At 61.5% G+C, this 15,402-nt stretch carries 11 protein-coding genes and 1 riboswitch; of the genes, 6 read left to right on the forward strand and 5 right to left on the reverse strand.

The features are described from left to right. The first annotated feature begins 668 nt into the window (after positions 1-668). Genes M2360_RS16915 through M2360_RS16940 form a run of 6 tightly spaced genes read left to right on the forward strand, consistent with a single transcriptional unit; the run spans position 669 to position 7,593 of the window. Positions 669-1,946, forward strand: coding sequence for a WcaI family glycosyltransferase (locus tag M2360_RS16915; protein ID WP_280776439.1), 1,278 nt, complete (start codon positions 669-671; stop codon positions 1,944-1,946). Positions 1,947-1,951: 5 nt separating this feature from the next. After that, the gene (locus M2360_RS16920; RefSeq protein ID WP_280776440.1) at positions 1,952-3,223 is read left to right on the forward strand and encodes a hypothetical protein; all 1,272 of its coding nucleotides are present in this window, start codon (positions 1,952-1,954) and stop codon (positions 3,221-3,223) included. Then, positions 3,223-4,575, forward strand: a complete 1,353-nt coding sequence (locus tag M2360_RS16925) for a hypothetical protein (RefSeq protein WP_280776441.1) — start codon at positions 3,223-3,225, stop codon at positions 4,573-4,575. Before M2360_RS16920 ends, M2360_RS16925 begins: the two co-directional genes overlap by 1 nt. Positions 4,576-4,634: 59 nt before the next feature. Continuing rightward, positions 4,635-5,876 carry a polysaccharide pyruvyl transferase family protein gene (locus M2360_RS16930; RefSeq protein WP_280776442.1) on the forward strand — a complete coding sequence of 414 codons (1,242 nt, stop codon included), beginning with the start codon at positions 4,635-4,637 and terminating at the stop codon, positions 5,874-5,876. After that, positions 5,873-7,036, forward strand: a complete 1,164-nt coding sequence (locus tag M2360_RS16935; RefSeq protein WP_280776443.1) for a glycosyltransferase — start codon at positions 5,873-5,875, stop codon at positions 7,034-7,036. Before M2360_RS16930 ends, M2360_RS16935 begins: the two co-directional genes overlap by 4 nt. Further along, the gene (locus M2360_RS16940) at positions 7,033-7,593 is read left to right on the forward strand and encodes a putative colanic acid biosynthesis acetyltransferase (protein WP_280776444.1); all 561 of its coding nucleotides are present in this window, start codon (positions 7,033-7,035) and stop codon (positions 7,591-7,593) included. Before M2360_RS16935 ends, M2360_RS16940 begins: the two co-directional genes overlap by 4 nt. A gap of 177 nt (positions 7,594-7,770) precedes the next feature. Here M2360_RS16940 and M2360_RS16945 read toward each other — a convergent pair whose 3' ends face one another. The 5 genes from M2360_RS16945 to clpX all read right to left on the reverse strand — a co-directional run bounded on the left by M2360_RS16945 (position 7,771) and on the right by clpX (position 15,334). After that, a complete protein-coding gene (locus tag M2360_RS16945) occupies positions 7,771-9,417 on the reverse strand; it encodes a Wzz/FepE/Etk N-terminal domain-containing protein (RefSeq protein WP_280776445.1) in 1,647 nt (548 codons plus the stop codon). Between the two features lie 114 nt (positions 9,418-9,531). Then, on the reverse strand, positions 9,532-10,431 hold the full coding sequence (locus M2360_RS16950) for a DMT family transporter (RefSeq protein WP_280776446.1): 900 nt from the start codon (positions 10,429-10,431) through the stop codon (positions 9,532-9,534). Between the two features lie 98 nt (positions 10,432-10,529). Beyond that, positions 10,530-10,677: riboswitch (FMN riboswitch) on the reverse strand. A gap of 146 nt (positions 10,678-10,823) precedes the next feature. Further along, the gene (locus tag M2360_RS16955; protein ID WP_280776447.1) at positions 10,824-11,177 is read right to left on the reverse strand and encodes an HU family DNA-binding protein; all 354 of its coding nucleotides are present in this window, start codon (positions 11,175-11,177) and stop codon (positions 10,824-10,826) included. Between the two features lie 116 nt (positions 11,178-11,293). Then, positions 11,294-13,711 carry an endopeptidase La gene (gene lon, locus M2360_RS16960; protein ID WP_280776448.1) on the reverse strand — a complete coding sequence of 806 codons (2,418 nt, stop codon included), beginning with the start codon at positions 13,709-13,711 and terminating at the stop codon, positions 11,294-11,296. A gap of 345 nt (positions 13,712-14,056) precedes the next feature. Beyond that, complete coding sequence (clpX, locus tag M2360_RS16965; protein ID WP_280776449.1) at positions 14,057-15,334, reverse strand: ATP-dependent Clp protease ATP-binding subunit ClpX; 1,278 nt, start codon at positions 15,332-15,334, stop codon at positions 14,057-14,059. Positions 15,335-15,402 lie beyond the last annotated feature (68 nt).

The following is a 15,402-nucleotide window of genomic DNA, read 5'->3' on the forward strand; positions in this document are numbered from 1 at the left end:
AGCGGAACGATTGCGTATTTCCATTCCCTTGTCTCCCTGATCTGGGTGGCGAACCGCAGCGACCGGGTCGCTGCAGGCGGGAGGAGATATGGGTGAAGAAACGGACATTTCAATGACTGAGATCAATTGGGCCGAAGGCGGCTCAAAAGTCCGAATTCTCTGCGTTTTCGAACAGTTTTTTTTCGGCGCCGCGTTGCGGAAAAAACGGATTTCACGTAATTGTGAGCCACGACTTTCCCATGTCATAAATCGACCGTATTTCAACCGCTTGGAGTTGAAAGAGGCCGACTTGGAAAGGTCGCCTCATGCGCCTCACGCTAAGCTCGCGCATATCCACTGCCGCCACACCGGCGGTTGTCGCCTGTCGCGTTCGACAGGGCGCCGACCGGTGACAGACTTGGGCCGTCGGATAACTGCGTCTGTTTCGCCTGAAGCGCGATGACGGCAATGAAACGATAGGGAATGCAAAGGGCGCATCATTCAATTTGCTGGCCGGACCCGGTATGAGCCTCCCGCATGGAAGGGGGCTTTGATGGAGAGTTCTGGAACCTGTGCCGATAATGGCGCGTTTAGAACGCAAATTCGACAGACTCGCGCCTGAAAGTTTCTTTATCAATCGACAACAACAGATTCGTCCCTAGCAGCTTGCGTCTTACGGGTTCCAGAACATGACGATGAATGCCTCGCCGACCAACTCCTCTCGCGCCGCAACGGCGGAGACGACCGATATCGAAGGAAAGAAAGTCCTGATCTACGGGATGAACTTCTCTCCCGAGATCGCGGGCGTTGGCAAATATACCGGCGAAATCGCGGAATATCTGAGCCGACAGAAAGCCGATGTCACCGTGGTGACGACGCCGCCGCATTATCCCGGCTGGGCGGTTCGCGAGGGCTATAAGAACGCTTATTCGGTGGAAAGCCGCAAAGGCATGAAGGTCTTCCGGGTGCCGTTGTTCCTCAAGGAAAACATGGGCGGCGTCTGGCGGCTCATTGCGCCCCTGTCCTTCGCGCTGACGTCTGCGCCGGTCGCCTTGTGGCGTATCCTTCGCCATCGGCCCGATATCGTGATCTGCATCGAGCCGACGCTGTTTGCCGCCCCGCTCGCCATCCTCGCCGCCAAGGCGGTGGGCGCGCGCACCGTGCTGCATTCGCAAGATCTCGAAGTCGACGCCGCCTTCGCGGTGGGCCATCTCAAGGCGAACAAGTGGCTGCAAAAGGCCGCCTTCCTGTTTGAGAAGACCACGCTGAAAGCGTTCGACCGCATCATCACCATTTCCGAGCGCATGGCCGGCAAGCTGGCCGAGAAGACCGGCAACCCCGAACAGGTGGTGATCGTCCGCAACTGGGTCGATCTCGAACATATCTATCCGCTGGGTCGCACCTCCGCCTATCGCCAGGAACTCGGCTATGCCGATGACGATTTCATAGTGCTCTATTCCGGCAATATCGGCGCCAAGCAGGGCTTGGATACGCTGCTCGACGCCGCCCGCAAGCTGGAAGACAGCCATCGCAAGATCAAATTCGTGGTGGCCGGCGAAGGCCCGGCGAAAAAGTCGTTGATGGCGAAATATTCGGGCATGAGCAATGTGCAGTTCCTGCCTTTCCAGCCCTATGAGCGCTTCAACGAATTCATGAATCTGGCCAGCCTGCATGCGTTGCCGCAGGAGCGCGGCGCCGCCGACCTCGTGCTGCCGTCCAAGCTCGGCGGCATGCTCGCCTCCGGCGCGCCGGTGGTGGTGACGGCCGATATGGGCACCGAACTCGCCAATTTCCTCGGCGACAGCGCGCTGATCACTCCGCCCGGCGATGTCGAGGCTCTGACCCGCGCCATCCAGAACGCGTCGAAGGGCGACCGCGAGGATTACAAGGACCGTCGCGCCGACCTGTCGCGCAAACTGTCCAAGCAGGACGGCTGCATCCTGTTCATCAACGCCGTCACGGGCTGAGCCCGATGCCGCAATCCGGTTCGACCGAGCAAGGCGCCTTTCGGCGCCTTGTCAATTTGGGCCTGTTGATCGGCGGCTTCGGCGCCGGTCAGGGCTCCATTTTCCTCGGCCAGTCCTATCTCGTCGCCACCGGCCGCACGGAATTGCTGGCGCTGTTCGGCACGCATTTCTCTTTCGCGATGCTCGGCATCATCGCGGTGGAGGCGGGATCGCTGACGATTCTGGCGGCGCAGATCACAAGGCAGTTGCATTCCGGCGGAGAAAAGCTCGACGTGTGGCGGCTCTACTGGGAAACCACGGCCTTTCGCGTCACCATGGCGACTTTGCTCATCGTCGGATCGCTGCTCACGGTCGCCTTCCTGCCCCTGCCCGTTTTTTCCCGCGCCTATGTGATGTCGATCCTGCCAGCCTTCGCGGTCTGGGCCTTCAATGGCGCCGGATTTCTCGACGGCTTGCAGAAAAGCGGCGTCAGCGGCCTCACCGGCGCAATCGCCTATGTCGCCTCAGCCATCGCGCTTGTGCTTTCTCTCGATCTCGATTCCGAGACCGCCGGCTATGTGACCGGCGGCGCGCTGAGCCTGGGTTACATTGTCACCGTTCTCTCCCAGTTTATTGCGCTCTCGGCCTTCGGCTGGCGTCCGACCTGGGCGCGACCGAGCGCAGTCAGTATCCGCAAGGCTTTCATCGAGGAAAGCTCGATGCTGATGGGGCTGTTGCCCGGCCAGCTCTATTTCCGCGCTCAGCTCGCGATTTCCTCGCTTTTTCTCGGCGCGACCCCTACGGCCATGCTGGTCTACGCAAAGCAGATCATCGGCGCGGCGAGCCAGGTGGCGGCGTTTGCCCGCCGCATCGAATTCCCTCGCATGGTGCAGGCGCTGGAGCGCAACCCGTCGCTCGGCGTCGGGCCGCTGATGCGGATGCAGAAAGGCTCCTTCGCCATCGCCGGCGTGCTGTTTGCAGGCGTTGTCGCGGCGAGCTTTGTCGTCAAGGCTTTCGCCTCGGGCTTCAGTGTGGAAGCCTGGACCTTCCTGGCGCTGTTTTCGGTGACGATCCTCAGCGAATCCATCGGACAAGGGCTGGTGCAATGCCTGTTCGCGCGCGGCCGCATCCATGGCGCGGGCCTGGCGCGGCTGACGGCGGTGGTCGCCGCCACGATCTTCGGTTATGCTCTGGCGCGCAGCCTCGGACCGCAGGTGTTCATCCTGTCCGATCTTCTGTCGCATATGCTGGTGATATCGCTGACATTCTACTGGCTGAAGAGGGGTGACAGGACCTGATGGCGGCGGCTTCGATCCCCAAAACAGCGGAGCGCACGGGCCTGATGGCGCGGCTTGCGCGGATGGAGCCGTTCACGCTGTTCCTATCCGGCTTCATTCTGCTCTATGGCGCGGTATCGCTGCTGCTCGAACATGGGGCGGGCATTATCGGCTTTGCCAAGGCGCCCTATCTCAATGCCGCCTCCTATCTCTACGCTCTGGGCTATGTGGCCGCAGGACTCGCGCTCAACAAAGTGACGATCCGCTTTTTCCTGCCGCATCCCACTGCGATCCTGTTTCTGCTCACCGGCTTCATCGCCGCCGTCACAGGCATGCTGAATGGCAACGCCCAGCAATATATCGTCGCCTGGAGCCTCTATTTCGTCACCGCTGTTCTGGTGTTCCAGTTCTTCCGCAATCCGCGGACGGAGAGCGGGGCAGACACCGTGGTGAAGCTGCTTTATTCACCGCCCTTCCTGGCCATTGCGCTGGTCTTCGCCTTCCTCTCAGTGTTCAACAAGGACAATCACTACCAGTATATGCTGTTTGAGGTGATCGCCCTTTACGGCATGCTGGTCCGGCCGAGGATCGTCGACAAGGCCTTCGGCGCGATCATCTATCTGCTCATCCATCTCGGTTCGAATGACGGTTTCGTGCAGGTAGAGATCAACCGCGCCTCGATCCTGGCGGTCGGTGCGATCGGCGTGCTCTATCTGCTGTCGCGCCGGCATCTGGTGGTGTTGTTCTTCCTGATTTTCGCCGCGCTTGGCACGATCTTCTATGCGCTGTCGCTCGACGACGAGACGGTGGAGACGCTGCCGCGCAACATCAAGGAAGCCATCATGCTGATGAAGGGAGACAACGTCTATAACCACGTCTCTTCCTATCAGCGGGTCTATGAGGGCCAGATGGTGATGGAGGATTATCGCGACGCCACAGACGCCGAATGGCTGTTCGGCATGGGGCTGGGCCGCACCGTGGACATGACCGGCGCCGCCGACAAGACGCCCGGCCAGCATGCGCTGCTCGGCGCGACGGAAGTGCACAACATCCACTTCCTGCATTACGCCATCTTCCACAAATTCGGCTTTGCGGGACTTGTGCTGGTGGGCGGGTTGATCCTGGCGGTGTTCGGCATGTTCTTTGCCGATCTGTTCCGCGGCCGGCTCGACGATATCGCGCTGTTCTTCTATTTCTATCTCATCTACACGATCGTGTTTGCCTTTCCGGCCTCGAATTTTCTGATCGCCAATCCGCTCTGGCCGGCGTTTTTCGGCCTGTTGACGCTGTCGCGGCGGCGAAAGAGCCTGGCCGCCAGCGGTTTTGCCAGGCCTGAAACGGTCTGGCGGGAAAAACAGCCGGAACCGACTTAATCTCACCGCATTATGATCGTTTGACGCCGCCCTGCCCTCATTTCGGAGAACCTAAACCGATGAAGTTCATGATCGTCAATGCGTTCGGGCGTTCGAACCGCGGCGACTCCGTCCTGCTCGATGAATGCATTCACGAAATCCGGGCGCGCTATCCGGACGCGAAGATCGCCGGCGCAGTGTTCGAAGGCATCGCCGACGCTGCGGCCGTGCATCCGAAAGTGGCCTGGTCCGAACGCATCGGCAATACCGGCGGCGGCGGCGTGGTCAACCGGCTGAAGTCGATCATCTATCTGCTGGCGGCCTGGCTGTCGCCCTATCTGCCCTTTCTCGGTCTCGAGAAGTTGCTGCCGCCGGCGCAGCGCGAGACGCTCGCCGCCATCCGCGACGCCGATGTGGTGATCTCGGCGCCGGGCGGCTATATCCACGACACCAATTTCGCCTATTTCATCGCGCTTCTGCATGTGCATCTGGGCACGCTCTACAAGAAGACGGTCATTCTCGCGCCGCAAAGCGTGGGGCCGATCGAGCGGCCGCTGTCGCGCGCCGTCGCCCGCCATGTGCTCGGCAAGGTTCCCTTCCTCTGCGCGCGGGAAAGCTATTCCTACGACTTCCTCGCCCATGAACTGAAACTGCCGGAAAAGCAGATCTTCCGCACCGGCGACAGCGCCTTCTGGAACGACCGCGTCGAGGATGACGCGGAACTCGTCGACGGCATCTATCGCCAGATCGGCGTCGATCCCGCCAAGCCGATCTTCGGCATGACGGTGGTGAACTGGTCCTTCCCGAAATCGAAGGAACCGCGCGCCGATTACGAGCGCTACACCGACGCCGTGGCGCGGGCCGCCGACCATATGAGCGAGACGCATGGTCTGACGCCGGTGATCTTCAACCAGGTGTCCGAAGATCTGCCGACGGCCTATGACGTGCAGAAGAAGGCGAAACATCCTGTGGTGATTGACGCGGTGAGCCGCGAGCCGGATATTCTCCGCGCGCTGATCCGCCGCTCCAGCGTGTTCCTGGGCACGCGCTTTCATTCCTGCATCTTCGCGATGATGGCGGGCCGGCCGACCTTCGCCATCGCCTATCTGCCGAAGACAGAATATATCATGAACGATCTCAAGCTCAGCCATCGGCATACGCCGATCGACAAGATCGACTACGCCTATCTGACCGAGCGGGTGTCGACGGATTACGCTGATCTCGCCGCCTCCGAAGCAGAAATCCAGAATGCCGTGAAGGTCTATCAGACCAATTTCACCCGGCTACAGGACATTCTCGCCAAGATCGGGAGCAGCAAATGATCAAGCGGCTGGCGCTGACGCTGCCCACCATATCGCCGCTCGGCGGCGGCGTGTCGGAAGCGGTGCGGCTGCATCTGTCAGCGCTCGCGCCGGCGAGTTTCGAGAGAATCAGCGTGCATGCCGTGGACGCTTCGACCGAGAAGGTCGATCCCGCGCAATGGCGGGCGGCGGAACTGCATCTGCATCGCTTCTTCGGGCCGAAGAGCTACAGTTTCGCGCCCGGCGCGCTCATCTCGCTGCTCAAGGCCAATCCCGACCTCGTTCATGTGCATGGCGTCTGGCAGTTTCAATGCGCCGCCGCCTATGCCTGGTCGATGCTGACGGGAAAACCCTATGTGGTGAGCCCGCATGGCATGCTGGAGCCGTGGATCCGGGCGCGCTCCCCGCAACTCAAGGGCGCGGTGTCCAAGCTCTACCAGAACCGGTTCCTGCGCAAGGCGGCGGGCTTTCATCTGCTGACCGACAAGGAAGGCGGCGATGTCGCCGAATTCGTGACCGGACAGCCGAGCCGCATCATCCGCAATTTCGCCCAGGCCTTCGCAAGCGACGGACAACCTCCCTCGTGGATGAAGCCCGAGTATGAGGGACGCAAGGTCTATTTGTTTCTCGGTCGCATTCACGAGAAGAAAGGCTGCATGGAGCTGATGCAGGCCTGGGAGAAACTGTCGCAGGACGATGCCGATTTCGCCCGGGCGTCGCTGCTGGTGTTCTGCGGCTGGAACGACGGCATCGAGGGTTTCGAGCGGCGCGCCGAGGAACTCAACCGCCGCTTCGGCAATGTGCTGTTCGCCGGCCCGCAATATGGCCCGGACAAGGCGCGCTCCATGGCGTCGGCCCGCTATTTCCTGCTGCCGTCGAAGAGCGAGGGTCTGCCGATGGCGGTGCTCGAGGCCTGGGCGGCCGGCGTGCCGGGCATTCTCACGCCGGAATGCAATCTCGCCATCAGCTTCGAACGCGGCGCGGCCTTCCTCACCGGCTTTACGCCGGAGACGATCTATCCCGCTCTCAAGGCTGCGCATGCGCTGTCGGATGCGGAGTGGAATGACGCGTCCCAGCGTTCCAAAGCGCTCGCGGCGGAGGAGTTCTCCGAAGAAAGTGTCCGCAACGGGCTGCTCGATCTCTATCAGGCCGCCGTCGATTGGAAGAGGAAGACACGATGAGCGTTCTCGACGCCAAAGCCGCCAATCCGCGCGAGGGCGGACCGAGCTTTTCGCTGAAACACCGGCTGTTTCGCGCCGCCTGGAACCTCACATGGGCTGTCGCCGGCAGCTGGACGCCGGTGCCGCTTTATGGCTGGCGGCGTTTTCTGCTCAACGCTTTCGGCGCGAAACTGTCGCCCAAGGCGCGGATCTATCCCAAGACGGTGATCTGGTATCCCCCCAATCTGACCATGGATGACCATGCCTTGGTTGGCCCGGGCGTGATTCTCTACAATATGGGAGTGATGACAATCGGCTCTTACGCGATCATCTCCCAGCGCGCCCATCTCTGCGGCGGCACGCATGATCCGGATGATCCGCATTTCCAGATCCAGCCCAAGCCCGTGACCATCGAGCCGAAGGCCTGGGTGGCGGCGGAAGCTTTCGTGGGACCGGGCGTCACCGTCGGCGAAGGCGCGATTCTCGGCGCGCGCGGCGTGGCGGCGAGGAATCTGGAACCCTGGGGGATCTATGCCGGCAATCCGGCGAAGAAGATCCGGGAGCGGAAGAGGTTTTAGGCCTGGGCGTCACTTGGTAATCTGACCGGCGTGCATAGCCCCTCATCCCCCTGCCGGGACCTTCTCCCCGCGCTTGCGGGGCGAAGGGCGATGGAGCGCTGACGTTGCCACATCATCCTTCTCCCCGTTTTTTCGGGGAGAAGGTGGCGGCAGCCGGCGAAGTACGCCCCTCGCTGCTTATCCAATCCGATGCTGATAGGCGCCGCGCGCTGAGCTCGACACATAGCGCGACAATTTGCCGAGGCGGGTCTTCGAGACGGCCACGCCGAGCAGCTTGGCGCTGATTTCAGGCTCGCTCGCCAGTACCGAGGCGATCATTTCGGCCGGCGCGCCGCCCCATTCGGCGACCAGCACGAAACCATCCACGACAGGCGCGATGGCCGAAGCGTCGGCAGCGGCGGCGATGGCCGGCAGGTCGATGATGACGACGTCATGCTCGATTGCCTGCTTGGCGAGGAATTCGCGAAATTTTTCGCCGGTCCACAGCGCTGCGGGATCGGCCTTGCGCCCCTCGCCCACCGGCAGCAGGGTCAGATTGCTCTTGCGGTCATAAAGGGCGGCCTGATCGAGCGGCGCATCCACCATCACAGCGTCGACGATGCCGCCTGCGGGGCGGCCGGCCAGCCAGTTGGTGAGGTCGGGATCGCGGAGATGTCCGTCGACCAGGAGCACGCGGCGGCCCTGATTGGCCAATTGCGCGGCGAGATTGGCGGCGACGACGGTCTTGCCCTCGCCGGGAAGCACTGAGGTGACGCCGATGATCCGGGCCTTGTCCTCAGGCGCAGGCAGTGCGGCGACGCTTGCGGCGCGCAGCGTTTCGGCAAAGCGGTTATAGGGCTGATCGACCGAACGGCGGGCGCCGGCGGGCAGGCTGAATTCCGAGACGGTGGTCGAGCCGGCGCGGCGGCGTTCCTTTGGAACTACCGGCATATAGCCGAAGAAGCGGGCGCCCAGGCTGCGCGCGAGCGCATCGCCGTCGCGCAGGCCGCGATCACGCATTTCCCGCCAGGCGGCAAACAGGCAACCGAGCGCGGCGCCGAGAATGGCCCCGACCGCGAGCAGGAAGCCCTTGCGCGGCGCAATCGGCGCGCCAGGCGTCCGGGCGTCAGAAATGATCACGGCGTCGACGCCGGGCAAAGCGCGGGTGATCGTCACGTCCTGCAATCTGGCGGCAAGCGCGTCACGGGCCGGGCCGGCGGCCTTGGCGAGTTCGGCCTCGATCGTCGAGCGGATGCGGGCATTGGCGGCGTCGGAGGTTTCCGTCAGCGTTTCGCGGAAGGCTTCGGCGAAGGATTGCGCCATCGTGCGGGCAACCGTGGGATTACCATGTGAAAAGCCGATGGCGGCGACATAGGTGCGGCCCTGGCGGGTGACGCTGACGCCGGATTTGAGAATTCCGTCGATAGCCTCAGCGGTCGGAGCAACAGGCGTGAGCTTCTTGCCGTCGACACTAAACATGAGCGTGTCGAGCAAGGACGGTTCACCGCCACTCTTCAGGGCGACGCGATCGTCCTCTTTCAACGCGGCGGCGACCTTGCGGATCACCAGCATGGACTTCGCAAGCTCCATCTGGCTGAGGAACTGGCCTTCTTCTTCCGGCGTTGTGGTCACGGCGCCCTGACGCAAGGGATCGACGGCGAAGCCGGAGCGGACCATGACGGTGGCGGCGGCGCTGTAGCGCGGCGGCTGGCTGGCGGCGTAGAGGCCGCCGGCGGCCAGACCGAGAAGCGTGAACACAGCCAATCCCTTCCAGCGGCGACGCAGGACGCCGGCAAGCTGTTCGAGAACGTGAATGTCGGAGGAGGAAGCCGCGCTGTTGGCCAAGAAATCACCCGTTTTCGCCAAGAAAAGGCAGCCCCTGACGGGGCCGCCCAGGCGATATAGAATGGGCTTGTGTCGCAATCAAGGTGCGCGACGCGCCATGGTGAACGCGCCGGCTTACGCTGCGCGAAGCCGCCGTTGTTCGACGGCTATATTGGCCATGGAGGCGATGAGAATCATCGCCGCGCCGAGCCAGAGATAGCCTTCAGGCGCATAGCCGAACACGATCCAGCCGGCGGCGACATTGAGCGGCAGCTTGAGATCGTCGAAGGGCTGAACATAAGCGGCGTCGGCGCTTTCATAGGCCTTGGCGAGCCAATATTGCGCAAGCGCCATGACCAGACCCGACAACGCCACCCAGCCGAGAACCTCTCCGTCAGGCCATTGAAAGCCCGCGGCAACCGAGAAGGCGGCGTTGACCGGGGTGAGCAACAGCAGCAGCCAGACGGTCACCGTCGCCGAACTTTCCTTGGGCAGCAGGCTCTTGGTCAGGAGAGAGGCGCCGCCCCAGAGTGCGGCCGCCAGCACCGGCAGCAGCGAGTAGAGCGAGAAGGCGTCCGACCAGGGGCTGAGGATGACCATGGCGCCGGCAAAGCCGAGCGAGATCGCTCCCCAGCGCTCCACCGTCACCTTTTCACCTAAGAACAGCGCCGCGCCTGATGTGACGAAAAAGGGCGAAGTCATCACCAGCGCGATGGCTTGCCAGATCGGCACGCCATTGGCCAGCCCCATCACCCAGGCCTGCACGCCGAAGACCGACAGCGCCACGCGCGCCAGATGTGTCAGCGGCCGCCGCGTCGCCAGCGCGCGAAAGCCGGCTTTCACCACGACAGGCAGTGAAAATAACAGCGCGAAGCCATATTGCCAGAAAGCGTCTGCGGTGGGGGAAAGTCCGAGATTCATGGTGACATGCTGCGTCACCACATTCACCAGCGTAAAGCCGAGGCCCGCCAGCACCATGAACGCCGCGCCCCGGAAGGCGGGCGAAGAAATTCCATTCAAACCAGACTGATTCATGTTCGTATCCCATCGGGGTCAACACAAATCAGGGCGCACGAGGATGCGCAATTTCACCACGGACGCGCTCACGCACGGCTCCGGGCAGCCATTGTCAAACCCGCTCTCTTTCATCCGGACTGTGACCGTCGGCTCTGGAATTGCGCCAGATCTGCTGACGCCTCCTGCTTTTACAGGAGGCCGCTCGCGGGCTTGGATTTCTCCTTTACCGCCGGTGGGGAATTTCGCCCCGCCCTGAGAACGTCGCCGGTCGCCCGGCCGGTAAAATCTAGTCGATGCGGCCGATGACAGCAACACCAATCTCGCAACTGCGATAGGACTGCCTCGCCTAGAAAAAACAAAACCCGGCCATGTGAAGGGCCGGGCCTTGCGCCAAATCTAGGCGGAAGCGATCAGCTGTTGACCGCGTCCTTCAGGCCCTTGCCTGCCGTGAACTTCGGCACGTTGCGCGCCGGAATGTCCACTTTTTCGCCGGTCGAAACATTGCGGCCGACGGAAGCTTCGCGGCGGCTAACTGAGAAGTTGCCGAAACCCACGAGGCGAATCTCGCCGCCCTTCTTGAGCTCGTCCTGCACGGTGTCGAACACCGCATCCACAGCGGTCGCTGCATCGGCCTTGCTGAGGCCAGAGCGTTCGGCGACAGCCGCCACGAGTTCACTCTTGTTCATGTTTCCACCCCTTTCATAGTTGGTTTGAAACGATTCGTAATGTGATGGGCAGAATAGACATCGGCTGCCCGACGGCAACTCTGTTATACGAAAAACCCGGCAAATCCAGCCTGTTCAACGCTTTTTCCATAACGAAATGGCCGGTCTTTCGACCGGCCATCGTATTTTTCGGACCATTTTGGCGCGAAAGCCCTTTAGTGGGCGATCGACACCGATGCGTCGCCCTCAGCGTCGGGCTTGCCGGGCGTGCTTTCGAAGGATTCTTCCCATTCGATCGGAACCGGCTGACGCACCAGAGCATGCTCCAGCACTTCGCCCATTCTGGAGACCGGAATAATCTCCATATTGTTCTTCACATTGTCAGGAATTTCCGCCAGATCCTTAGCGTTGTCGGCCGGAATGAGCACCTTCTTGATGCCGCCGCGCAGAGCCGCGAGCAGCTTTTCCTTGAGCCCGCCAATCGGCGAGACGCGGCCGCGCAGGGTGATTTCACCCGTCATGGCGACGTCGTGGCGCACCGGAATGCCGGTCATCACAGAGACGATGGCGGTGACCATGCCGATACCCGCGGACGGACCGTCCTTGGGCGTCGCGCCATCCGGCACGTGCACGTGGATGTCACGGCGCTCAAACAGCGGCGGCTTGATGCCAAAATCGATGGCGCGCGAGCGGACGTAAGACGCCGCCGCCGAAATCGATTCCTTCATCACGTCCTTCAGATTGCCGGTGACCGTCATGCGGCCCTTGCCGGGCATCATCAGGCCTTCAATCATCAGCAACTCGCCGCCGACTTCCGTCCAGGCGAGACCGTTGACGACACCGACCTGATCTTCCTTGTCGGCTTCGTCATGACGGAAGCGCGGCACGCCGAGATAGTCCGACAGGTTGTCGACGGTAACGGCGACAGACAGAACCTTGCTGCGCAGGATCTCGGTGACCGCCTTACGCGAGAGCTTGTTGAGCTCGCGCTCCAGATTACGAACGCCAGCTTCCCGCGTATAGGAGCGGATGACTTCGAGCAGCGCCGCATCGGTGATCGACAGTTCCTTGGGCTGCACGGCATGGTCGCGCATGGCCTTGGAAATCAGATGCCGCTTGGCGATTTCGAGCTTTTCGTCCTCGGTATAGCCGGCGATGCGGATGATCTCCATACGGTCCATCAGCGGCGCCGGAATATTCAGCGTGTTCGCCGTGGTGATGAACATCACGTTGGACAGATCGTATTCCACTTCCAGGTAGTGATCCATGAAGGTGGAGTTCTGTTCCGGATCCAGCACCTCGAGCAGAGCGGAAGACGGATCGCCGCGGAAGTCCATGCCCATCTTGTCGATTTCGTCGAGCAGGAAGAGCGGATTGGCTTTCTTGGCCTTTTTCATCGACTGCACGACCTTGCCGGGCATGGAGCCGATATAGGTGCGGCGGTGACCGCGAATTTCGGCTTCGTCACGCACGCCGCCCAGCGCCATGCGGACATATTCGCGCCCGGTGGCCTTGGCGATCGAGCGCGCCAGCGAAGTCTTGCCGACGCCCGGAGGGCCGACGAGGCACAGGATAGGTCCGCGGATCTTGGTCGAACGCGCCTGCACGGCGAGATATTCGACAATGCGCTCCTTGACCTTGTCGAGGCCGAAGTGATCGGTGTCGAGGATCTTCTCGGCATTGGCAAGGTCGGTCTTGACGCGCGAGAACTTGCCCCAGGGCAGGCCCAGCAACCAGTCGAGATAGTTGCGCACGACGGTGGCTTCCGCCGACATCGGGCTCATCTGCTTGAGCTTGCGGAATTCGGCGTCGGCCTTTTCGCGCGCTTCCTTGGAAAGCTTGGTCTTGGCGATCCGGCTTTCGATTTCGGCCATTTCGTCTCGGCCGTCCTCGTCGCCCAGTTCCTTCTGGATCGCCTTCATCTGCTCGTTGAGGTAATATTCGCGCTGTGTCTTTTCCATCTGGCGCTTGACGCGCGAGCGGATGCGCTTTTCGACCTGCAGGACGGAGATCTCGCCTTCCATGAAGCCGAGCGCTTTTTCCAGACGTTCCTTGACGCTGACAGTTTCAAGCATGCCCTGCTTGTCGGTCAGCTTGATCGACAGATGCGAGCCGACCGTGTCGGCGAGCTTGGAATAATCCTCGATCTGGCCGGCGGCATTGACCACCTCTGGCGAGATCTTCTTGTTGAGCTTCACATAGTTCTCGAACTCGGACACGACGGAGCGAGACAAAGCCTCGATCTCGACGGCGTCTTCCTCGGGCTCGACCAGAACGCTGGCCATCGCCTCATAGAATTCTTCGCGATCGGTATAGCTGTCGATCTTGGCGCGGCCACGGCCTTCGACCAGCACCTTGACGGTGCCGTCGGGCAATTTCAGCAATTGCAGCACATTTGCGGCGGTGCCGACCTCGAAAATCGCGGCCGGCGACGGATCGTCGTCGGTGGCGTTTTTCTGCGTGACCAGGAGGATCTGGCGATCGGTGCCAATAACCTCCTCCAGCGCGCGGATCGACTTTTCGCGACCGACGAACAGCGGCACGATCATATGCGGGAACACCACGATGTCGCGCAACGGCAGGACAGGATAGTTCTGCTGGCTTTCTTCCGTCGGGAATGTTTTTTTGGTCATTTGTTTCCCTTTCAGTCCAGACCCTTACGGCTTGCGGAGAGTGGTCCACGCCGCCGGCCTGTTCGGGATAGAGGTGGAGATCCTAAGCATGCAATTCAAGGCTGGAACGAGCGCCGAAAATACAGGCTGTCAAAAATCCGTCATATCCCGCGAACATTCAATCCTATCCGGATGGTCCGAAGCTTACGCGATCGTCACGTATTAGCATCGCCGGAATCTCAAGCTTGTTTTGCGCCGATATGGCCGCCAAGGCAACGCGTTTTTCGCTCGATCGGCCCATAACCCGCTATTGACGCAAAAGCCCGGCCGGAGCCGGGCTTTCAAAATTTGGGGTGACCGCGCGGCTCAGGCCGAGGCCGGAGCCTTCTCGTCGCGGCGTTCGGCGTAGATGTAGAGCGGACGGGCGCTGCCCTTGGCCACTTCCTCGGAGATCACAACTTCCTGCACGCCATCCAAGGCCGGCAGCTCGAACATGGTGTCGAGGAGGATCTTTTCCATGATCGAACGCAGACCGCGAGCGCCGGTCTTGCGGATGATCGCCTTGCGGGCGATCTCGCGAAGCGCGTCCTCGTGGAAGGTCAGTTCGACGTCTTCCATCTCGAACAGACGTTGATACTGCTTCACCAGCGCGTTTTTCGGCTCGCTGAGGATCTGGATCAGCGCGTCTTCATCAAGGTCCTCCAGCGTCGCCACGACGGGCAGACGACCGATGAATTCCGGGATGAGGCCGAATCTGACCAAGTCTTCCGGCTCGAGATCGCGCAGCACATGGCCGACGCGACGCTCATCCGGAGCCGCAACCTTGGCCGCGAAACCGATCGAAGTCTTTTCCGAACGGGCCGAGATGACTTTTTCGAGACCGGCAAACGCGCCGCCGCAAATGAACAGGATGTTGGTCGTGTCCACCTGCAGGAATTCCTGCTGCGGATGCTTGCGACCGCCTTGCGGCGGAACGGAAGCCACCGTGCCTTCCATGATCTTCAGCAGCGCCTGCTGGACGCCCTCGCCCGACACGTCGCGGGTGATCGAGGGATTGTCCGACTTGCGGCTGATCTTGTCGACTTCGTCGATATAGACGATGCCGCGCTGGGCGCGCTCGACATTGTAATCGGCAGACTGCAGGAGCTTGAGGATGATGTTCTCGACGTCCTCGCCGACATAACCGGCTTCGGTGAGCGTCGTTGCGTCCGCCATGGTGAAGGGAACGTCGATGATGCGGGCGAGCGTCTGGGCGAGATAGGTCTTGCCGCAGCCGGTCGGGCCGACCAGAAGGATGTTCGACTTCGCCAGTTCGATGTCCTGGCTCTTGGAGGCGTGCGCCAGCCGCTTGTAGTGATTGTGTACGGCGACGGCGAGAATGCGCTTGGCCGTCTTCTGACCGATCACATACTCATCGAGAACCTTCATGATGTCCTGCGGGGTCGGCACGCCCTCGCGGGATTTCACCATGGAGGATTTGTTTTCCTCGCGGATGATGTCCATGCAGAGTTCGACGCATTCGTCGCAGATGAACACGGTCGGACCCGCGATCAGCTTGCGCACTTCATGCTGGCTCTTGCCGCAGAAAGAACAATAAAGCGTGTTCTTCGAGTCGCCGCTATTGCTTCCGCTGACTTTGCTCATTTTCACTTCCTTCCAGCACGCCGCGACCAGAAAGGAACGCGGGGTCGATCATGACACCCCGGCATGAA

The organism is Rhizobium sp. SG_E_25_P2, assembly GCF_029892285.1.
In the GTDB taxonomy this organism is placed as follows: domain Bacteria; phylum Pseudomonadota; class Alphaproteobacteria; order Rhizobiales; family Rhizobiaceae; genus Rhizobium_E.